The sequence below is a fragment of the Escherichia sp. MOD1-EC6819 genome, assembly GCF_002965765.1.
Taxonomy (GTDB): Bacteria; Pseudomonadota; Gammaproteobacteria; order Enterobacterales; family Enterobacteriaceae; genus Escherichia; species Escherichia ruysiae.
Map to the genome: position 1 here is coordinate 317,086 of NZ_PTRG01000004.1, position 18,479 is coordinate 335,564.

The 18,479-nt window shown below is 50.4% G+C and carries 22 protein-coding genes; 15 read left to right on the forward strand and 7 right to left on the reverse strand.

All coding sequences use genetic code 11. From position 1 onward, the window contains the following. Window positions 1-9 precede the first annotated feature (9 nt). From A7Z06_RS07670 to pduV, 14 genes are read left to right on the forward strand one after another with little or no spacing between them, the layout of a single operon-like run. On the forward strand, window positions 10-1,842 hold the full coding sequence (locus A7Z06_RS07670; RefSeq protein ID WP_001268923.1) for a diol dehydratase reactivase subunit alpha: 1,833 nt from the start codon (window positions 10-12) through the stop codon (window positions 1,840-1,842). Further along, window positions 1,832-2,182, forward strand: a complete 351-nt coding sequence (locus A7Z06_RS07675) for a glycerol dehydratase reactivase beta/small subunit family protein (RefSeq protein WP_000444018.1) — start codon at window positions 1,832-1,834, stop codon at window positions 2,180-2,182. Before A7Z06_RS07670 ends, A7Z06_RS07675 begins: the two co-directional genes overlap by 11 nt. A 19-nt stretch (window positions 2,183-2,201) precedes the next feature. Next, complete coding sequence (gene pduJ / locus A7Z06_RS07680) at window positions 2,202-2,477, forward strand: propanediol utilization microcompartment protein PduJ (RefSeq protein ID WP_001057752.1); 276 nt, start codon at window positions 2,202-2,204, stop codon at window positions 2,475-2,477. A 23-nt stretch (window positions 2,478-2,500) separates the two neighbouring features. Continuing rightward, the gene (locus A7Z06_RS07685; RefSeq protein ID WP_105279382.1) at window positions 2,501-2,923 is read left to right on the forward strand and encodes a BMC domain-containing protein; all 423 of its coding nucleotides are present in this window, start codon (window positions 2,501-2,503) and stop codon (window positions 2,921-2,923) included. A gap of 2 nt (window positions 2,924-2,925) precedes the next feature. Next, window positions 2,926-3,558, forward strand: coding sequence for a phosphate propanoyltransferase (locus tag A7Z06_RS07690; RefSeq protein ID WP_000361049.1), 633 nt, complete (start codon window positions 2,926-2,928; stop codon window positions 3,556-3,558). Further along, window positions 3,555-4,046, forward strand: a complete 492-nt coding sequence (gene pduM, locus A7Z06_RS07695) for a microcompartment protein PduM (RefSeq protein ID WP_001017044.1) — start codon at window positions 3,555-3,557, stop codon at window positions 4,044-4,046. The genes A7Z06_RS07690 and pduM overlap by 4 nt, the downstream gene beginning before the upstream one ends. A 3-nt stretch (window positions 4,047-4,049) precedes the next feature. Next, window positions 4,050-4,325 carry a propanediol utilization microcompartment protein PduN gene (pduN, locus tag A7Z06_RS07700; RefSeq protein ID WP_000549827.1) on the forward strand — a complete coding sequence of 92 codons (276 nt, stop codon included), beginning with the start codon at window positions 4,050-4,052 and terminating at the stop codon, window positions 4,323-4,325. Between the two features lie 11 nt (window positions 4,326-4,336). Next, window positions 4,337-5,344: a two-domain cob(I)yrinic acid a,c-diamide adenosyltransferase PduO gene (gene pduO / locus A7Z06_RS07705; RefSeq protein WP_001029519.1), complete on the forward strand. Its 1,008-nt coding sequence runs from the start codon at window positions 4,337-4,339 to the stop codon at window positions 5,342-5,344. Then, window positions 5,341-6,726, forward strand: a complete 1,386-nt coding sequence (gene pduP, locus A7Z06_RS07710; RefSeq protein WP_001098297.1) for a CoA-acylating propionaldehyde dehydrogenase PduP — start codon at window positions 5,341-5,343, stop codon at window positions 6,724-6,726. The genes pduO and pduP overlap by 4 nt, the downstream gene beginning before the upstream one ends. A 10-nt stretch (window positions 6,727-6,736) precedes the next feature. Beyond that, on the forward strand, window positions 6,737-7,849 hold the full coding sequence (locus A7Z06_RS07715) for a 1-propanol dehydrogenase PduQ (RefSeq protein WP_001091430.1): 1,113 nt from the start codon (window positions 6,737-6,739) through the stop codon (window positions 7,847-7,849). Beyond that, the gene (locus tag A7Z06_RS07720) at window positions 7,846-9,189 is read left to right on the forward strand and encodes a 4Fe-4S dicluster domain-containing protein (protein WP_001012921.1); all 1,344 of its coding nucleotides are present in this window, start codon (window positions 7,846-7,848) and stop codon (window positions 9,187-9,189) included. The genes A7Z06_RS07715 and A7Z06_RS07720 overlap by 4 nt, the downstream gene beginning before the upstream one ends. A gap of 2 nt (window positions 9,190-9,191) precedes the next feature. Next, complete coding sequence (gene pduT, locus A7Z06_RS07725; protein ID WP_000030729.1) at window positions 9,192-9,746, forward strand: propanediol utilization microcompartment protein PduT; 555 nt, start codon at window positions 9,192-9,194, stop codon at window positions 9,744-9,746. After that, window positions 9,746-10,096 carry a propanediol utilization microcompartment protein PduU gene (gene pduU, locus A7Z06_RS07730; RefSeq protein ID WP_000211354.1) on the forward strand — a complete coding sequence of 117 codons (351 nt, stop codon included), beginning with the start codon at window positions 9,746-9,748 and terminating at the stop codon, window positions 10,094-10,096. The genes pduT and pduU overlap by 1 nt, the downstream gene beginning before the upstream one ends. Window positions 10,097-10,100: 4 nt before the next feature. Continuing rightward, window positions 10,101-10,544 (forward strand): EutP/PduV family microcompartment system protein, encoded by a 444-nt coding sequence (pduV, locus tag A7Z06_RS07735; protein ID WP_001189427.1) that lies wholly within the window; start codon window positions 10,101-10,103, stop codon window positions 10,542-10,544. 101 nt (window positions 10,545-10,645) lie between these two features. Here pduV and A7Z06_RS07740 read toward each other — a convergent pair whose 3' ends face one another. The 4 genes from A7Z06_RS07740 to dacD form a co-directional block, all read right to left on the reverse strand. Continuing rightward, window positions 10,646-10,975 (reverse strand): DUF496 family protein, encoded by a 330-nt coding sequence (locus tag A7Z06_RS07740; protein ID WP_000450409.1) that lies wholly within the window; start codon window positions 10,973-10,975, stop codon window positions 10,646-10,648. A 171-nt stretch (window positions 10,976-11,146) separates the two neighbouring features. Then, window positions 11,147-12,205 (reverse strand): FUSC family protein, encoded by a 1,059-nt coding sequence (locus A7Z06_RS07745; protein WP_105279383.1) that lies wholly within the window; start codon window positions 12,203-12,205, stop codon window positions 11,147-11,149. Window positions 12,206-12,412: 207 nt separating this feature from the next. Next, the gene (gene sbmC, locus A7Z06_RS07750) at window positions 12,413-12,886 is read right to left on the reverse strand and encodes a DNA gyrase inhibitor SbmC (protein ID WP_001105402.1); all 474 of its coding nucleotides are present in this window, start codon (window positions 12,884-12,886) and stop codon (window positions 12,413-12,415) included. Window positions 12,887-13,005: 119 nt separating this feature from the next. Then, on the reverse strand, window positions 13,006-14,172 hold the full coding sequence (gene dacD / locus A7Z06_RS07755; RefSeq protein WP_105279384.1) for a serine-type D-Ala-D-Ala carboxypeptidase DacD: 1,167 nt from the start codon (window positions 14,170-14,172) through the stop codon (window positions 13,006-13,008). Window positions 14,173-14,381: 209 nt separating this feature from the next. Between dacD and sbcB the strand changes: the two genes are divergently transcribed. Beyond that, window positions 14,382-15,809, forward strand: a complete 1,428-nt coding sequence (gene sbcB, locus A7Z06_RS07760) for an exodeoxyribonuclease I (RefSeq protein WP_000980575.1) — start codon at window positions 14,382-14,384, stop codon at window positions 15,807-15,809. Window positions 15,810-15,882: 73 nt separating this feature from the next. On the opposite strand, the gene plaP is transcribed toward sbcB, so the two are convergent. From plaP to A7Z06_RS07775, 3 genes are all read right to left on the reverse strand, one after another. After that, window positions 15,883-17,241, reverse strand: a complete 1,359-nt coding sequence (gene plaP, locus A7Z06_RS07765) for a putrescine/proton symporter PlaP (RefSeq protein ID WP_000019197.1) — start codon at window positions 17,239-17,241, stop codon at window positions 15,883-15,885. Further along, on the reverse strand, window positions 17,231-17,293 hold the full coding sequence (yoeI, locus tag A7Z06_RS07770) for a membrane protein YoeI (protein ID WP_105279388.1): 63 nt from the start codon (window positions 17,291-17,293) through the stop codon (window positions 17,231-17,233). The genes plaP and yoeI overlap by 11 nt, the downstream gene beginning before the upstream one ends. A gap of 214 nt (window positions 17,294-17,507) precedes the next feature. Beyond that, a complete protein-coding gene (locus A7Z06_RS07775; protein ID WP_000803376.1) occupies window positions 17,508-18,437 on the reverse strand; it encodes a LysR substrate-binding domain-containing protein in 930 nt (309 codons plus the stop codon). Between the last annotated feature and the right edge of the window lie 42 nt (window positions 18,438-18,479).

An 18,479-nucleotide genomic window follows, 5' to 3' on the forward strand; every position in this document is an offset into this window, starting at 1 on the left:
GGGCGAACTATGCGATATATAGCAGGCATTGATATCGGCAACTCATCCACAGAGGTTGCGCTGGCAACGCTCAGTACGTCTGGCGAATTGTCGTTCGTGAGCAGCGCCCTGGCAGAAACCACCGGAATCAAAGGTACGTTGCGTAACGTACATGGCATTCAGGAGGCGCTCGCGCAGGCAACGAAAAAAGCCGGCATCAATGTCAGTGATATTTCGCTTATTCGTATCAACGAAGCAACCCCGGTTATTGGCGATGTGGCGATGGAAACCATTACGGAAACCATTATTACTGAATCAACCATGATCGGTCACAACCCGAAAACTCCAGGCGGAGTGGGGCTGGGTGTAGGACTCACCATCACTCCGCAAGAGTTGTTAACACGCCCGGCGGACACACCGTACATTCTGGTCGTGTCTTCGGCTTTTGATTTTGCCGATATCGCAACCATGATAAATGCCTCCGTGCGTGCCGGATATCAGCTAACGGGCGTCATTCTGCAACGCGACGATGGCGTACTGGTCAGTAATCGCCTGGAAATCCCTTTACCCATTGTTGATGAAGTCCTCTACATCGATCGTATTCCGCTCGGCATGTTAGCTGCTATTGAAGTCGCTGTTCCCGGGAAAGTTATCGAAACCCTTTCTAACCCATATGGGATTGCCACCGTTTTCGCCCTCAATGCTGAAGAGACTAAAAATATCGTTCCTGTCGCACGGGCGCTAATCGGCAACCGTTCAGCTGTGGTCGTGAAAACGCCTTCTGGCGACGTTAAAGCTCGTTCGATACCCGCCGGAAATATCGAGTTTCTTTCTGCCGGGCGCACAACTCGGGTTGATGTTGCCGCTGGTGCCGATGCAATAATGAAAGCAGTCGGTGAATGCCCAAAACTGGAAAATGTGACGGGCGAACCGGGCACCAACATCGGCGGGATGCTGGAAAATGTTCGCCAGACCATGGCGGAGCTGACCAATAAACCCAGCAACGAAATTTTTATTCAGGATTTATTGGCGATAGATACCTCTGTTCCCGTCAGCATTACCGGTGGTCTGGCAGGCGAATTTTCACTGGAACAGGCTGTTGGTATAGCGTCAATGGTGAAATCCGACCGTCTGCAAATGGCGATGATCGCCAGTGAAATTAAGCAAAAACTGCATGTTGATGTTCAGGTCGGAGGCGCAGAAGCAGAGGCAGCCATTCAGGGAGCGTTAACTACCCCAGGAACTACACGTCCCCTGGCAATTCTGGACTTAGGCGCAGGTTCTACCGATGCCTCCATCATCAATCAAAAAGGGGAAATGATTGCCACTCACCTTGCGGGAGCGGGCGACATGGTGACGATGATTATCGCCAGGGAACTGGGCTTAAATGATCGCTATCTGGCAGAAGAGATCAAAAAACACCCACTGGCAAAAGTAGAAAGCCTGTTCCACTTACGCCATGAAGACGGCAGCGTTCAGTTCTTCCCTACCCCACTATCCCCTCAGGTATTTGCCCGCGTTTGTGTGGTGAAACCCGACGAACTGGTGCCCATTCCCGGTGATATAACGCTGGAAAAAGTGCGAACCATTCGTCGCAGTGCAAAAGAGCGGGTCTTCGTAACGAACGCCCTGCGCGCACTACGTCAGGTGAGTCCTGGTGGAAATATTCGCAACATTCCGTTCGTCGTTCTGGTGGGCGGCTCTTCACTGGATTTCGAAGTCCCGCAGTTAGTCACCGATGCGTTGGCACATTATCGACTGGTCGCAGGGCGCGGGAATATCCGTGGTAGAGAAGGCCCGCGCAATGCGGTGGCTACCGGGCTACTCATCTCCTGGCACAAGGCGTCGGTTCATGGAAAGTAAAGAGCGAGCACCAACCATTGTCGTCACTGAAATCGGTGACTGTATCAATAAATGGAATGAGGTTCTTCTTGGCATTGAAGAGGAAGGTATTCCCTTTCGCATTCAACACATTCCATCAGGTGAAATCATCGATAGCGCCTGGCAGGCTGCTCGTCAGTCTCCCCTGTTGGTTGGCATAGCCTGTGACCAGGAAAAACTGATTGTGCATTACAAAAACTTACCGGCATCAGAGCCACTGTTTACGCTGATGCATCAACAAGATAACCATGCCCGGCGCAGCACCGGCAATAACGCAGCCCGGCTGGTCAAAGGGATTCCCTTCAAGGAATACCACTCATAATCCACAGGAGAAACACCGTATGAATAACGCACTGGGACTGGTTGAAACAAAAGGGTTAGTCGGCGCGATTGAAGCCGCAGACGCCATGGTTAAATCCGCCAACGTACAACTGGTCGGCTATGAAAAGATTGGTTCAGGTCTGATCACAGTGATGGTGCGCGGCGATGTTGGCGCAGTAAAAGCCGCCGTTGACGCGGGGAGCGCCGCCGCAAGCGCCGTTGGCGAAGTGAAATCCTGCCATGTCATCCCACGGCCGCACAGCGATGTTGAGGCCATTTTGCCAAAATCTGCATAACCCAATTCGCTAAGGAGCACAGCGTGAAGCAATCACTGGGATTACTTGAAGTCAGTGGTCTGGCACTCGCCATCAGTTGCGCGGATGTTATGGCAAAAGCCGCGTCCATCACGCTGGTTGGTCTTGAGAAGACCAATGGCTCAGGCTGGACGCTCATTAAAATCACCGGTGACGTCGCCTCGGTTAATGCAGCGATCGAGACGGGTGCCAGCTTCGCCGGGCAGCGAAATGCCCTTGTCGCGCACAAAGCAATTGCCCGTCCGGGAGAGGGAATACTGTCCCGCACAACAGAAGCATTGAATGTAAGGGTTGAAGCTAGCGAAACACCAGCAGCCACAGTCCCCCCGGAGAGTATCAGTTGTAATTTGTGTCTTGATCCGGCGTGTCAACGGCAAAAAGGTGAGCCACGTTCACTTTGCCTCCACTCCGATAAGCGAGAGGAGTAACAATGGACAAACAAACCTTGCAAGAAACAGTGAGCCAGGTTCTGGATGAGATGCGCGAGCGCCCTATCCCTCTGGGCGTCTCCAGTCGTCATATTCACCTTTCGACTGCGGATTATGTGCGCCTTTTTCCTGAACAACCGATCAGCGAGAAAAAACCGTTATTGCAACCAGGTCAATTCGCTGCTGAACAAGTTGTTACGCTGGTGGGACCAAAAGGCAAATTGCACAACGTTCGCTTGTTGGGACCGCTACGCAACGCAAGCCAGGTGGAAATTTCCCGGACAGATGCCAGAACATTGGGGATCACCGCTCCGCTACGCATGTCAGGCGATCTCAGCGGCACACCTGGGATTCGGCTGATAAGTCCGTTTGCCGAACTGGAAATCGCTTCTGGCGTAATTGTCGCGCAACGGCATATCCATATGTCTCCGCTTGATGCCCTGATTTATGGCGTTACGCATGGCGATAAAGTGGCGGTCGCCATTGAAGGTGATGAGCGACGACTGATATTCGATAACGTGGCTGTTCGCGTCTCACCGGATATGCGTCTTGAAATGCATATTGATACCGACGAAGCCAACGCTGCAGGCGCTGATAATCCTGACGTTTTTGCCATGCTGGTGGCGCTGCCATGAATCATGTGCTGATGCAACGCATTGTTGACGAAGTGATTTTTCGCCTGAAACAACGTGCGGAAAAAACACTCACGCTGACCGTTTCGCAACTGCGAGAAGCCAGCGTTCACAAGATAGTTCATCAGTATGCATCGTTACAAATTCGATACGTCGATCTGCCGTTGTTGCGACAGCTTGCAGAGAACGATACGTCAGGTGGAGCAGTAACCCACCTTCACGAGGCGTTAGCATGGGGAATGCACCTTCAATTATCGTTGCAGCGTCATTTACTGAACGCCATTGAATTGAAGACTCTCGCCCGTCTACCGCTAAGCTGGTGCGACGAACAAGGACAACCAATCCACCTTCATCGTGGTCGACTTTTAAGTTATGCCGACGTAGCACCGTTATGCGCGGGGATACTGGTACTACAGCGGAAATGTTGTGTGACCGCACTTGCGCGTGAAGCGGCAATTACCCGAAACATTCAGTTAATCAGGCAGGAGTAACCCATGCATCTGGCTCGAGTCACCGGCGCGGTGGTATCCACGCAAAAATCACCTTCTCTGATCGGGAAAAAACTGCTGTTGGTTCGCCGGGTCAGTGCCGACGGCGAATTGCCTCTCACACCGTTAACCGGTGACGAAGTTGCCGTTGATTCAGTCGGCGCAGGCGTTGGTGAACTGGTACTCCTCAGCAGCGGCTCCAGCGCCAGACATGTTTTTTCCGGCCCCAACGAAGCCATTGATCTGGCAGTGGTCGGCATTGTCGATACGCTTTCACGCTAAGGACTTTAACGATGGCGATTTATACCCGAACAGGTGATTCAGGAAGTACGTCTCTATTTACCGGACAGCGTGTCAGTAAAACTCATCGACGTGTCGAAGCCTATGGCACACTGGATGAGCTAAACGCAACACTCAGTCTGTGTTATTGCGCCACCTCCATCGAAAGCCATCGCATCTTACTGGAAGCTATTCAGCAACAAATATTTTGGTTTAGCGCCGAGCTCGCCAGTGAAAGCGAACAGCCGTCAGCGCAGCAGCGTTACATCGGAACAGAAGAAATTGCCGCGCTGGAAAAAGCGATCGACAGCGCAATGAACGCTGTCCCTCCAGTTCACAGCTTCATACTGCCTGGTCGTTGTGAAGCCGCGAGCCGTATGCATGTCGCCCGCACGGTAGCCCGGCGGGCTGAAAGACTTCTGGTTGAACTGACAACGGAAGCCACCGTCCACCATGTTTTGTTGCACTATATAAACCGACTTTCCGATTGCTTGTATGCCCTCGCCCGCGTGGAAGACAACGTTGTTCATCAAAACCTGATGATTCGGGAAATCACAAAACGTTATCACGAAGCCAATCACACTCCAGCATTGAAGGAACGCACGATGCCGCTCACTTTTCAGGATCTTCACCAGCTCATTCGTAGTGCGGCAATACGCGCGGATGAACTACATATTCCCGTAGTCATCAGCATTGTTGATGCCAACGGGACAGAAAGTGTTACCTGGCGGATGCCCGATGCACTGCTGGTCAGCAGTGAGCTGGCACCGAAAAAAGCCTGGACCGCCGTGGCGATGAAAACGGCAACACACAAACTTGCTGACGCCGTACAACCCGGAGCGCCACTTTACGGGCTCGAAAGCCATATGCAAGGCAAAGTCGTCACTTTTGGTGGTGGTTTTCCTCTCTGGCGAGACGGGATATTGCTTGGGGGACTTGGCATCAGCGGTGGTAGCGTTGAACAAGATATGGATATTGCACAAGCCGCAATGGCAGCAATTAATGCAGGAGCAAACCAATGAATACGACTGAATTAGAAATGATTATCCGCAATATCCTGCACGAAAAACTGATGCCCAGTGCCTTACAAATACAAAGAAATGGTATTTTCCAGACTGTCGATGAGGCCGTCTGCGCTGCACACCAGGCCTTTTTGCGCTTTCAACAGTGTCCGCTTAAAACCCGCAGCGCCATTATCAGCGCCATTCGCGAAGAATTAACGCCCCGCCTTACCGAACTGGCAGAAGAAAGCGCCAGCGAAACGGGGATGGGAAATAAAGAAGATAAGTATCTAAAAAACAAAGCGGCACTTGATAACACGCCAGGAATTGAAGATTTAACCACCACGGCACTAACCGGTGATGGTGGCATGGTTTTATTTGAATACTCTCCGTTTGGTGTTATTGGCTCGGTCACGCCGAGTACCAATCCTACGGAAACCGTCATTAATAACAGCATCAGCATGTTGGCAGCAGGCAATAGCATCTACTTCAGTCCTCATCCGGGAGCCAAAAACGTATCGCTGAAACTCATTGCCATAATCGAAGACATCGCGTTTCGCTGTAGTGGCATTCATAACCTGATCGTTACCGTATCTGAACCGACCTTTACAGCCACCGAACAGATGATGGCGCACCCTAAAATCAGCGTTCTGGCGATTACCGGCGGTCCGGGTATCGTCGCGATGGGAATGAAAAGTGGTAAGAAAGTGATTGGTGCCGGTGCGGGTAACCCGCCGTGTATCGTCGATGAAACGGCGGATATTGTGAAAGCCGCCGAAGACATCATCAACGGCGCTTCTTTCGATTACAACCTGCCATGTATCGCTGAAAAAAGCCTGATTGTCGTAGCGTCAGTGGCAGAGTATTTAATTCAACAGATGCAAAGTTTTGGCGCATTTCTTCTTAACCATCAGCAAACTGAAAAATTGCGCGCCGTTTGTCTGCCCGACGGCGTCGCCAACAAAAAACTGGTCGGAAAAAGCCCATGCCATCTTCTGGAAGCGGCTGGAATTCCTCTACCGCAGAAAATGCCACGATTACTGATTGCCGTTGTTGACGCCGATGATAACTGGGTTACCTGTGAACAACTGATGCCGATGCTACCCATTGTAAAAGTCAACGATTTTGACAGCGCCCTCACCCTGGCGCTGAAAGTCGAAGACGGTTTGCACCACACGGCAATTATGCACTCGCAGAACGTCTCACGACTCAACCTTGCTGCGCGCGTTATGCAAACCTCAATCTTTGTCAAAAACGGCCCCTCCTGGGCGGGTATTGGCGTCGGCGGCGAAGGCTTTACGACCTTCACCATTGCTACACCGACTGGCGAAGGGACAACGTCAGCACGGACTTTTGCCCGCTCACGACGCTGCGTGTTAACCAGTGGCTTTTCCATTCGCTAGAGAAACGGAAATGAATACTTTTTCATTGCAGACACGTTTATACAGCGGTTTGGGAAGTCTCAAAGTCCTTAGCCGTTTCACCAATAAGCACATCTGGATTATTTGCGACGCCTTCCTGGCTGGTTCGCCATTGATTGACACGTTGTGTCAGTCGTTGCCTGATAGCAACCGCATCAGTATTTTTAGCGAAATAACGCCCGATCCAACGATCCAGACTGTGGTAAAAGGCATTGCACAAATGCAGACTTTACGCCCGGATGTGGTTATCGGTTTTGGCGGAGGCTCTGCACTGGACGCCGCAAAAGCGATTGTCTGGTTTAGTCGCCAGTGTGCTATTGAGATTGAAACCTGCGTTGCTATTCCCACCACCAGCGGCACCGGTTCGGAAGTGACCAGCGCCTGTGTCATCAGCGATCCCGATAAAGGGATTAAATATCCTCTTTTCGATAATGCGCTTTATCCGGATATAGCGGTGCTCGATCCCTCGCTGGTCGTCAGTGTGCCAGCCGCGATAACTGCCAATACCGGAATGGATGTTTTAACCCATGCCCTTGAATCTTATGTTTCTCCCCATGCCAGTGACTTCACGGATGCACTGGCCGAAAAAGCCGTGCAAATTGTTTTTCACTACCTGCCCACAGCAGTGAATAAAGGCGATTGTCTTGCTACTCGCGGCAAAATGCATAATGCCTCTACGCTTGCAGGAATGGCCTTTAGTCAGGCTGGGCTTGGGTTAAATCATGCAATTGCCCATCAACTCGGCGGGCAGTTTCATCTGCCACACGGCCTGGCGAATGCGCTCCTGCTTACGACGGTTATTCGTTTTAATGCTGGCGATCCGCGTGCTGCCAAACGCTATGCCCGGCTGGCGAAAACGTGCCATTTATGCCCTGACGATGCCAATGACACCGCAAGCCTGAATGCACTCATTCAACATATTGAACAGCTAAAAAAAGCCTGTTCAATGCCGACTCTCGCCAATGCACTGAAAGATAAAAAAGCAGAATGGTCATCACGTATTCCAGATATGGTTCGGGCTGCGCTGGCGGATGCCACACTGCGTACCAATCCACGAGCGGCTGATGCCATCGCTATAGCAGAAATGCTTGAGGAGTTGGTATGAACGGCGAGTTAATGTCCTTTGACGAACAGACGATCCGCGAGCGAGTACAGGCAGCAGGCGTCGTGGGCGCTGGTGGCGCAGGCTTTCCAACACATATTAAGCTACAGGCGTGGGTTGACACTTTCCTGGTGAATGCGGCGGAATGCGAACCAATGTTGAAAGTGGATCAACAGCTAATGGCACAACAAGCCAGCCGCCTGCTTCGTGGTGTTCACTATGCGATGAAAGCCACCGGAGCCAGGAGCGGAATTATCGCGCTGAAAGAGAAGTATCAACCAGCAATAAACGCACTCACATCATTGCTTCCGCCGGATATCCGCCTGCATATTTTGCCCGACGTTTACCCCGCAGGAGACGAAGTGCTGACCATCTGGATGGCAACAGGTCGCCGCGTTCCTCCCGCTGCGTTACCCGTTAGTGTCGGTGTGGTGGTCAATAATGTGCAAACCGTACTGAATATTGCCAGAGCCGTTGAACAAAAGTATCCGGTGACGCGACGCACGCTTACTGTTAATGGTGCAGTGGCTAAACCAATCACAGTGACCGTTCCCATCGGGATGTCTTTACGCGAAGTACTGGCGCTGGCGGGCGGCGCAACAGTGGATAATCCTGGTTTTATCAATGGCGGTCCGATGATGGGTAGTTTGATCACATCGCTCGACACGCCAGTCAGCAAAACCACTGGCGGCTTGCTCGTTTTACCCAATTCTCATTCACTGATCCAACGTCGAATGCAGGATGACCGTAGCGTACTTGTCGTCGCGAAAACCGTTTGTGAGCAATGCCGCTTATGTACCGATCTCTGCCCGCGTCATTTAATTGGTCACGAACTGTCGCCACATTTGTTAGTACGTGCGGTTAACTATCAACAGCTCGCTACGCCACAACTGTTACTGACAGCTCTCACCTGTTCGGAGTGCAACGTCTGCGCCAGCGTCGCCTGTCCGGTAGGTATTTCGCCGATGCGCATAAACCGCCTGCTTAAGCAGGAATTACGCACCAAAAATCTCCGCTACGAAGGTGCCTTAAATCCTGAGGATGTCATGGCAAATTATCGGCTGATCCCAGTAAAACGGCTGGTAACCAGACTGGGATTAACCCCGTGGTATCAGGATGCGCCATTGTCTGAACAGGTGCCTCAGCCCGAAAAAGTGACTCTATTGTTACGCCAGCATATCGGTGCCAGCGCAATTGCGTGTGTACAAAAAGGCGATCGTGTCGTTCGTGGACAATGTGTAGGCCAAATTCCACACGGCACATTAGGTGCTCCCATTCATGCCAGTATTAATGGCACGGTCAGCGATGTGACAGAAAACGCTATTACGGTTGTGAGAGGTTAACCATGTCGAAAGCGGTAGGTATTTTAGAACTTAGCAGTATCGCAAAAGGGATGGAAACCGGCGATGCCATGCTGAAAAGCGCCAACGTTGAGTTACTGGTCAGCAAAACGCTATGCCCCGGAAAATTTCTGCTGATGCTCGGTGGCGATGTGGGCGCGGTGCAACAGGCCATCAACAGCGGAGCGTCCCTTGCTGGTGAAATGCTGGTCGACAGTCTTGTCCTGCCGAATATTCATCCCAGCCTCCTTACTGCAATCAGCGGACTGAACCATGTTGAACAGCGTCAGGCTGTCGGCGTAGTCGAAACCTGGAGTGTCGCCGCCTGCATTGACGCTGCCGATTGTGCTGTCAAAGCTGCGAATGTCATTCTCGTTCGCGTACATATGGCTTTTGGCATTGGCGGTAAATGCTACATGGTGGTTGCTGGCGATATTTCAGATGTTAATAACGCGGTCTCTGTCGCCAGCGAGCGCGCGGGGGAAAAAGGATTGCTGGTCTATCGCTCGGTAATTGCCCGTCCGCATGAAGCCTTGTGGCGTCAGATGGTGGAGGGGTAATGACAACTCAGCACGCTACTGAACGGATGATTCAGGAATATGTCCCCGGTAAACAGGTTACGCTGGCGCATGTCATTGCTAACCCAGGGAAGGAGCTGTTTAAGAAATTAGGTTTACCAGATACCGTTTCCGCCATTGGCATTCTGACGATTACCCCCAGCGAAGCGTCTATTATCGCGTGCGATATCGCCACAAAGTCGGGAGCTGTAGAAATTGGTTTTCTTGATCGTTTTACTGGTGCCGTAGTACTGACTGGCGATGTTTCAGCTATCGAATATGCACTTAATCAGGTTACCCGCACGCTGGGTGAAATGATGCTCTTTACCGCCTGCCCCATTACACGGACCTGACGTTATGCAACGTATGATGCTCATCGGCCCCAGTCAGTGCGGAAAAACATCACTCACGCAATGTCTGCGCGGAGAAGATCTTCAGTATCAGAAAACGCAGGCCATTGTCTGGTCACCAGCCACCATTGACACACCCGGCGAATACCTCGAAAACCGTAGTCTTTACAGCGCACTGCTGGTCAGTGCCTGCGAAGCGGACATTATCGCGCTTGTGCTTAATGCGGACGCACCGTGGTCACCTTTTTCGCCAGGCTTTACCTCGTCAATGAATCGCCCGGTCATTGGAGTAGTAACCAAAGCAGATTTAGCCAGCATGGAACAAATATCTTTGGTGAAATGCTGGTTACGGGAAGCTGGAGCGCGCAACGTGTTAGTGACCAGTGCGGTTAATAACATCGGAGTTGCAGAGCTTTTTGCCTTGCTGCATACAGAAGAAGGCTGTCGCTAATTTTGATAGGTTATCAGATGGGAATGATGACTTGTGATACACAGAAAAGAGTCAATGAATAATGAGGGTTGCCGGGCAACCCTCATCGAATAAAGCAGAAATTACTTCGCTTCGCCGTTTTTCATTTCGCCCATAGCTTTCAGCTTTTTGGAGATATCGCGGCGTTCTTTGGAGAGTTCGGCGTTTTTGATGATGTAATCATCAACGCGATCTTCATAGTCACCTTTCATGCTGGCAATGATGCCCTGGATTGCTTCTACGCTCATCCCAGGCTTAATGTAATCGCTCAGGTTGTCCAGCAGCAGGACACGCTTCTGGTTGTCACGGATCTTTTTCTCAACGTCCTGGATTTCACGTTGCAGTTTGTTCTTACGGCGGAACAGACGAACAAATTCCAGTACGTCCTGGAATGAAGGCTTGGTAGTTTCCATTTTTATACCCCTGATAATGTGAGAGTCGGATTCGTTTAAGCAACCGCTATTCGTTAGGGCCAACATTACTCATAGCTGCCGCAGATGACAATGCTTTTATCCCTTTTCATTATCATACCCTTTATCCTTGCTGAATCGAAGCAGCTGCAAGATGATTCTGAAGTTCAGGAATTATTTGCGCAAGGCCCGGCAAATCAGATTCGATAGCAACTCAAGCTGATGTGCCGTTTCCATGTTCAGCCACACATAGCCATAAATCGGCGTTTCTACGACCTTCAGGTCATGGTGGCTATCGAGCAACTGACGCAACTCTTCCACAGCATCGTTCAATTTTTCCGTATTGGCAAAAACCGGCTGCGGATTACCTTCATACAGCGCATGAACAAGGCTCAGCACTATTTGCTGCATCATGTGCTGTGTATCACGCAGTTTTTGCGCGTTCAATAACACGAAATGACTGGGACGCGTGGCCCAGTAGGCATTGATTTGCAGCTCCAGCATACAAACCAGATTACGATTAATAGTCTGGATACCTTCATATATCGATTTTGGAATGCGGGTTTCTTTGCTGGCTGGTGCAATCAGCCCTCGCATTTTCACGGCATCGGTCAGGAGTTTTTGCAGATGGCTTTCCAGTCGTGGGCGTTCAAGTAAGTTCGGTGAGAATGCAGATTGATAGACCCGATTATACTCGGTCAGACTTTTCGCCAGTTGAATGCGCCAGTGGATGAACGCACGTTGCGGCCAGATACCGGTAAACAACATTGCCAGTAAAGAGCCGATGATCACATCGCCACTTCGCCATAATGCCGTATCAATTTCACCAGTTGGGGAACCAACAACAATTGCCAGCGTCACACCAATCAATAAACCTTGATACGGTTTCTTGCCGAGTGCCAGCCAGCCACAAAGAAACATGGCAGCCGCGCACCAGACTAACATCAGCGGTAAAGAGATTAACTCCAGTCGCAGAGCAATAAGACCTAAAATCGAGCCAAACACCGTACCGCCAATACGTTCAAACGCACGAGGGACAACGTTACCCCAGAACGAAATTGGCCCCATGATCACCACCATAGTGACCAACGGCCAGGTGCTTTCCGGGATAGTAAACAGGCGAATGATGAGAAAGGTGAGCAAGAACGCCAGCGCAATCCGAGTACCATGAACAATGCGGTAATGACGGTAGACTCGAATTTCGAACGGGCTTAAGGACTTATCGGCACGCACGCGGGCACTCCGTGAAAGAGGGAAAAAACGATCATAATGCAATCTGACAAACCAGGTGCAATAACGCTACGTAACAAATCTGTCCGGCAAACCGGGAATAGCGGACGTTCCCGGTTTGGTTGTCAGAAAACTGAAGACGGATCTTACTCTTTTACATAACGAAAAACAGCGTGGCAATCAGGTTAACCTCTGACCCGACGTCATTTATCAGCGCCGTTTTGGCTGCACCGCGACATACATTTCGATATCCCAATAACCATCTTGCGCGCCATTGTTCAGATAAACCTCAAAACAGGGTTTTGGTAACATTTCGTAAGCACTGTCCTGCAAGAGGCTGTTAAAGAACTGATACCAGGGTTTCGCAAAATCATCCCCCTCTACGCGGGCTACCGCCACCGCATACTGACCACCCGAAATTTCTGTCAGGATGACGCCCTCACTGTTTTCGGGAAGTGTGAAACTATCTGCCACCGAAACTACGGTGTCACAACGTAACTTTTCGGCAGGTGTTTCATCTGGATTATCGTAATAGACCGCCACCCACTCCTTCGGAACAATATTTTTGTTATCAACCCACATCATCAACTGCTCAAAACCTTGCTTTACCGTTTGTTCCCACGGGCCAACGAGATGGAAACCTGCAACGGTACGTTTATCTTCCTGTTTAATCTCGTAGTTCATGACGCCTCCACTTATACTGGCTTTATATACAGTGTGATTTGTAATATAAAAACCACAAGGAATGAGTGTTGATTATGCGAGCAGACTCGCACTCCTGCCAGTCTGCGGCGTAAGAAAGGTCAGGCTTTATGCTCGAAATAATCACTCAGCCGGGAAAACATACCGCCTTTTCCGACAGATTCCAGGGTGACCAGCGGCCAGTGCGCCACCGGTTTATCGCGGTCATAAAGTTCAATTTCCCCAACCCGCTTATGGGCGCTAATTGGCGCGGTCAGTTCTTTACCATCAAGGGTGTATTTTGCCTTGATATTAGGAATCTCCGCTTTTGGCAGCACCATCCAGAACTCTTGTTCCGTTCCCAGAGCGATGTTTTCTTTATCGCCATACCAGATTCGTTCTGTGCCAACCTTTTTCCCCCGGTGTAAAATTTGCACCGTAGTAAAGTTCTGTTGCCCCCAACGCAACAGTTTCCTGGCTTCTTCTTCGCGACCTTTTGCGCTGTCAGCCCCCATCACCACCGCAATGAGACGACGCTGACCATCCACCGCCGACGCAATGAGATTAAACCCGGCACCGGAAGTATGCCCGGTTTTCAGGCCGTCAACATTCATGGTCTTATCCCACAATAATCCGTTACGGTTTTGCTGGGTGATACCGTTCCAGGTGAGGCTTTTTTCGCTGTACATATGATAAAACTCAGGCTCGCCGTGGATGATAGCGCGAGAAAGGACGGCTAAATCATAGGCCGAACTGTGCTGACCGGGTGCATCCAGACCATGCACTGTTTCAAAATGCGTATCCTGAAGATGCAACTTCTCAGCATAATTGTTCATCATGTCGACAAACTGCCGTTGCCCACCGGCAATATAATCAGCCAGTGCAACACAAGCGTCATTGCCAGAGTCCACAATTAACCCACGGCTTAAATCACGTACCGATACGCGATCGCCCTCTTTCAAAAACATCAGTGAAGAACCGAAGAATACCGGATTATCTTTCGCCCATGCATCGCGCCCCACCGTAACAATATCGTCTGGCGTAATACGATGGCTATCGATTGCACGATCAACGACATAGCCAGTCATCAGCTTAGTCAGGCTGGCAGGATTGCGTTGTTGATGCTCATTACCCGCCGTGAGGATCTGACCGGTTGTGTAATCCATCAAGACCCATGATCCCGCATGAATTTGTGGAGGCTGGGGTGAAAAGGGAATATTTTCCGCCGCAAAACCAGACGATAAATTAAAAACGAACAAAGAAGCAGCAATAATAAGACGGCGTTTCAACAGCAAATCCTCAGGAGTTTCAAATAGCAGTTCTTTTTACGGAAATCCTGATGAACTGGCTGGAATAAAGTGCAAGAAAATGTGACATTTATCTCATTTTTAATCTGACATTATCAGTTGCTACTCCCTGTCAAATTGTCGCTCTAAAGCTGATTAGCACGGTGATATTTGATACTCTGACATACAGCAGAAATAACGGATTTAACCTAATGATGAATGACGGTAAGCAACAATCTACCTTTTTGTTTCACGATTATGAAACCTTTGGCACGCACCCTGCGTTAGATCGCCCTGCGCAGTTCGCTGCCATTCGCACCGATAGCGAATTCAATATCATCGGCGAACCAGAGGTTTTTTATTGCAAGCCTGCAGATGATTATTTACCCCAACCAGGAGCAGTTTTAATCACGGGTATTACCCCGCAGGAAGCGCGGGCGAAAGGAGAAAACGAAGCTGCGTTTGCCGCTCGCATTCATTCGCTTTTTACCGTGCCGAAGACCTGTATTCTGGGCTACAACAATGTACGTTTCGATGACGAAGTCACACGCAACATTTTTTATCGTAATTTCTACGATCCCTATGCCTGGAGTTGGCAGCATGATAACTCTCGCTGGGATCTGCTGGACGTCATGCGCGCCTGTTATGCGCTGCGTCCGGAGGGGATCAATTGGCCTGAAAATGATGACGGTCTACCGAGTTTTCGCCTTGAACATTTAACCAAAGCGAATGGTATTGAACATAGCAATGCCCACGATGCGATGGCCGATGTGTACGCCACTATTGCGATGGCGAAACTGGTGAAAACGCGTCAGCCACGCCTGTTTGATTATCTCTACAGCCATCGCAACAAGCACAAATTGATGGCGTTGATTGATGTGCCACAGATGAAACCCCTGGTTCACGTTTCCGGTATGTTTGGTGCATGGCGTGGCAATACCAGTTGGGTTGCGCCGCTGGCATGGCATCCTGAAAATCGCAATGCCGTGATTATGGTGGATTTAGCAGGAGATATTTCGCCATTACTGGAACTGGATAGCGACACGCTGCGCGAGCGCCTGTATACCGCGAAAGCCGATCTGGGTGATAACGCCGCCGTTCCGGTTAAGCTGGTGCATATTAATAAATGTCCGGTATTAGCACAGGCGAATACGCTTCGCCCGGAAGATGCCGATCGGCTGGGCATTAATCGCCAGCATTGTCTCGATAACCTGAAAATTCTGCGTGAAAATCCGCAAGTGCGTGAAAAAGTGGTGGCGATATTCGCTGAAGCCGAACCATTTACGCCTTCAGATAACGTGGATGCCCAACTTTATAACGGCTTTTTCAGCGACGCCGATCGCGCGGCAATGAAAATTGTACTGGAAACCGAGCCGCGTAATTTACCGGCACTGGATATCACCTTTGTCGATAAACGCATTGAGAAGCTGTTGTTCAATTATCGTGCGCGTAACTTCCCAGGAACGCTGGACTACGCCGAACAGCAACGCTGGCTGGAGCACCGTCGTCAGGTCTTCACGCCAGAGTTTTTGCAAGATTATGCTGATGAATTGCAAATGCTGGCACAACAATATGCCGATGATAAAGAGAAAGTGGCGCTGTTAAAGGCGCTTTGGCAGTACGCTGAAGAGATCGTCTGAAAAGAAAAAACCGGAGCGATAAACTCCGGTTTTTAGTGACTTACCGGATGGTTACATCATCCGGCTTGTAATATTATGCAACGTCTTCGTATTGCGGAACCGGATTGCGGAAGCTCTTCGTCACGCAAGCCAGATAAATCAGACCGATTGCCGCCCAGATCAGACCCAGAACCATTGAGCTTTCTTCCAGGTTAACCCACAGCGCACCTACAGTCAGAGCACCACACATCGGCAGGAACAGATACTGGAAGTGATCTTTCAGCGTTTTGTTACGCTTCTCACGGATCCAGAACTGCGAAATGACCGACAGGTTAACGAAGGTAAATGCTACCAGCGCACCAAAGTTAATCAGCGCCGTTGCCATCACCAGGTCAAAGTTGATTGCCAGCAGAGCAATCGCGCCAACCAGGATAATGTTCATTGCCGGGGTACGCCATTTCGGGTGTACATAACCGAAGAAGCTTTTCGGGAACACGCCGTCACGACCCATTACGTACATCAGACGCGCTACGCCTGCGTGCGCCGCCATACCGGACGCCAGTACGGTAATGGTGGAGAAGATCAGCGCGCCAACCTGGAACGCTTTACCCGCAACGTACAGCATGATTTCAGGCTGTGACGCATCCGGATCTTTAAAGCGAGAGATATCCGGGAAGTACAGCTGCAGGAAGTAAGTTGCAAAGATGAAGATCATGCCGCCAATCAGCGCGGTCAGGAAAATCGCACGCGGGATCACGCGCTCTGCATCTTTGGTTTCTTCCGACAGGTTGCTGATGCCGTCAAAGCCGGTAAAGGAGAAGCACAGGATTGTCGCCCCGGTAATCATCGGGATAACATGCGCATCGCCAGACCAGAACGGACGAGTGCTCGCCAGCGTACCAGCGCCTTCACCTTCAAATACGCCATAAACAACCATGCCCAGAATCACCGCGATCAGCACAACCTGCAACACTACGATTACCGTGTTGAAGTTCGCTACGGATTTCAGACTACGCAGGTTAAAGGCGGTCATAAAGGCCACCAGCGCCACCACAAACATCCACGATGGGATGGAAGGCACCAGAGCTTCAAAATAGATTTTCGCCAGCAGGATGTTGATCATCGGCGCGAACAAATAGTCGAGCAGAGAAGACCAACCCACCATAAAGCCAACGGTCGGGCTAATGGATTTCTGGGCGTAAGTGTATGCAGAGCCAGCAGAAGGATAGCGGCGAACCAGCTTCCCGTAGCTCAGAGCCGTAAACAGGATCGCAATTAATGCGAACGCATAGGCTGTCGGCACATGACCATCCGTGAGGCCTGAAACGATACCAAAAGTATCAAACAGCGTCATCGGCTGCATATAGGCAAGACCCATCATTACAACCGGAACTAACGTAAGCGTTTTACGCAATTCCACGCGAGAGGTGTTTGGAGTAACGTTATGCGACATGGTCATTCTCCTTTACGGTGAAAACCGTCGCGTAAGCAAAAAATTGCCCCATTTTTTTGGATTCCTCAGCGACAACAACTGTCGATTTTTAGTAAATATCTATCCGGTACGAAGCCCGGCCTCTTGGTATGAATGATTGGTTTGAAGCAAAAAATAACCGACGCGGATAAAACGTCGGTTTTTAGTCATTTTTTGACAGCGGCGCATTGTGCCTAAATGGGGGGTAAATGACAAGAGAATGAGAGGCTTGTCATAAAATTTTTTATTTAAATGGCTGATTTTCCGTCATCAGATTTTGCATAAACTCCAGCAATCGCACTATTTGCTAAAATCTCATCCCGCCACCATGCGCTGGCAAGCCCTGCGGTCTGTTCGTTCCAGCCAATCCAGACCGGTTCAAAAAGAGTTTGGGCGACCACTTTCTTCTCAATTAACGCGCCACTATCGAGAAAACGTTGCGCCAGATAGCGGGGTAAATAGCCACAACCAAGACCGCTTATTTGTAGCTCCAGTTTGGTTTTAAAATCGAATACGGTTATGGCTTCTTGTTCATCGAGAAGTTGCGAGGCCGTAGAAGCGCCTGCCTGCGCAGTATCACCCACCACAATCGCCCGATACCGCTTAATGATACGACGGTTTAACGGTTCTTCTTCCTGGGCTAGCGGATGATGAGGCGCTACCGCAAAAACTTGTTCCAGATCGCCCAACCGCGAGAAACCAAACTCACTGGAAGACGGTGGCTCATGCATCGCGCCAACAATAATATCCGCTCGCCCCTGAGTCAGGGCATCCCAGGAACCACCGAGTACACCATTGACAAACTTCAGGCGCGTCACGCTATGATGTTGATAAAAGGCTTCAATGAGTGGCGCAAGCAGGGAAAAAGGAAACGTATCATCTACCCCAATCACCAACTCGTTTTCCCAGCCTTCATGAAGTTTGATAGCCTGCTTTTCCAGTTCTCGCACGGTATGGAGAACTTCCCGCCCTTTCTCTAATAACATTTTTCCGGTACGGGTGAATTTAGCGCGGTGACCGCTGCGATCGAGTAATTGAATATTAAGGTCGCTTTCCAGCTTATGAACGGTATAACTCAGAGCGGACGGCGTCTTGTAGAGTTTGGCCGACGCCGCCGCAAAACTGCCTTCTTTTTCTAAGGCATCGAGGATCATCAACACATCCAGCAGTGGTTTCATACACGCCCCCTTGCAGTGTATGCGGCGTCCTGCTGGCGTGAT

What these genes read in the sequence shown, in the direction of transcription:
- A7Z06_RS07670 (WP_001268923.1), top strand. Translation starts at nt 10, where the DNA reads ATGCGATATATAGCAGGCATTGATATCGGCAACTCATCCACAGAGGTT.
- A7Z06_RS07675 (WP_000444018.1), top strand. Translation starts at nt 1,832, where the DNA reads ATGGAAAGTAAAGAGCGAGCACCAACCATTGTCGTCACTGAAATCGGT.
- pduJ (WP_001057752.1), top strand. Translation starts at nt 2,202, where the DNA reads ATGAATAACGCACTGGGACTGGTTGAAACAAAAGGGTTAGTCGGCGCG.
- A7Z06_RS07690 (WP_000361049.1), top strand. Translation starts at nt 2,926, where the DNA reads ATGGACAAACAAACCTTGCAAGAAACAGTGAGCCAGGTTCTGGATGAG.
- pduM (WP_001017044.1), top strand. Translation starts at nt 3,555, where the DNA reads ATGAATCATGTGCTGATGCAACGCATTGTTGACGAAGTGATTTTTCGC.
- pduN (WP_000549827.1), top strand. Translation starts at nt 4,050, where the DNA reads ATGCATCTGGCTCGAGTCACCGGCGCGGTGGTATCCACGCAAAAATCA.
- pduO (WP_001029519.1), top strand. Translation starts at nt 4,337, where the DNA reads ATGGCGATTTATACCCGAACAGGTGATTCAGGAAGTACGTCTCTATTT.
- pduP (WP_001098297.1), top strand. Translation starts at nt 5,341, where the DNA reads ATGAATACGACTGAATTAGAAATGATTATCCGCAATATCCTGCACGAA.
- A7Z06_RS07715 (WP_001091430.1), top strand. Translation starts at nt 6,737, where the DNA reads ATGAATACTTTTTCATTGCAGACACGTTTATACAGCGGTTTGGGAAGT.
- A7Z06_RS07720 (WP_001012921.1), top strand. Translation starts at nt 7,846, where the DNA reads ATGAACGGCGAGTTAATGTCCTTTGACGAACAGACGATCCGCGAGCGA.
- pduT (WP_000030729.1), top strand. Translation starts at nt 9,192, where the DNA reads ATGTCGAAAGCGGTAGGTATTTTAGAACTTAGCAGTATCGCAAAAGGG.
- pduU (WP_000211354.1), top strand. Translation starts at nt 9,746, where the DNA reads ATGACAACTCAGCACGCTACTGAACGGATGATTCAGGAATATGTCCCC.
- pduV (WP_001189427.1), top strand. Translation starts at nt 10,101, where the DNA reads ATGCAACGTATGATGCTCATCGGCCCCAGTCAGTGCGGAAAAACATCA.
- A7Z06_RS07740 (WP_000450409.1), bottom strand. Translation starts at nt 10,975, where the DNA reads ATGGAAACTACCAAGCCTTCATTCCAGGACGTACTGGAATTTGTTCGT.
- sbmC (WP_001105402.1), bottom strand. Translation starts at nt 12,886, where the DNA reads ATGAACTACGAGATTAAACAGGAAGATAAACGTACCGTTGCAGGTTTC.
- sbcB (WP_000980575.1), top strand. Translation starts at nt 14,382, where the DNA reads ATGATGAATGACGGTAAGCAACAATCTACCTTTTTGTTTCACGATTAT.
- plaP (WP_000019197.1), bottom strand. Translation starts at nt 17,241, where the DNA reads ATGTCGCATAACGTTACTCCAAACACCTCTCGCGTGGAATTGCGTAAA.
- A7Z06_RS07775 (WP_000803376.1), bottom strand. Translation starts at nt 18,437, where the DNA reads ATGAAACCACTGCTGGATGTGTTGATGATCCTCGATGCCTTAGAAAAA.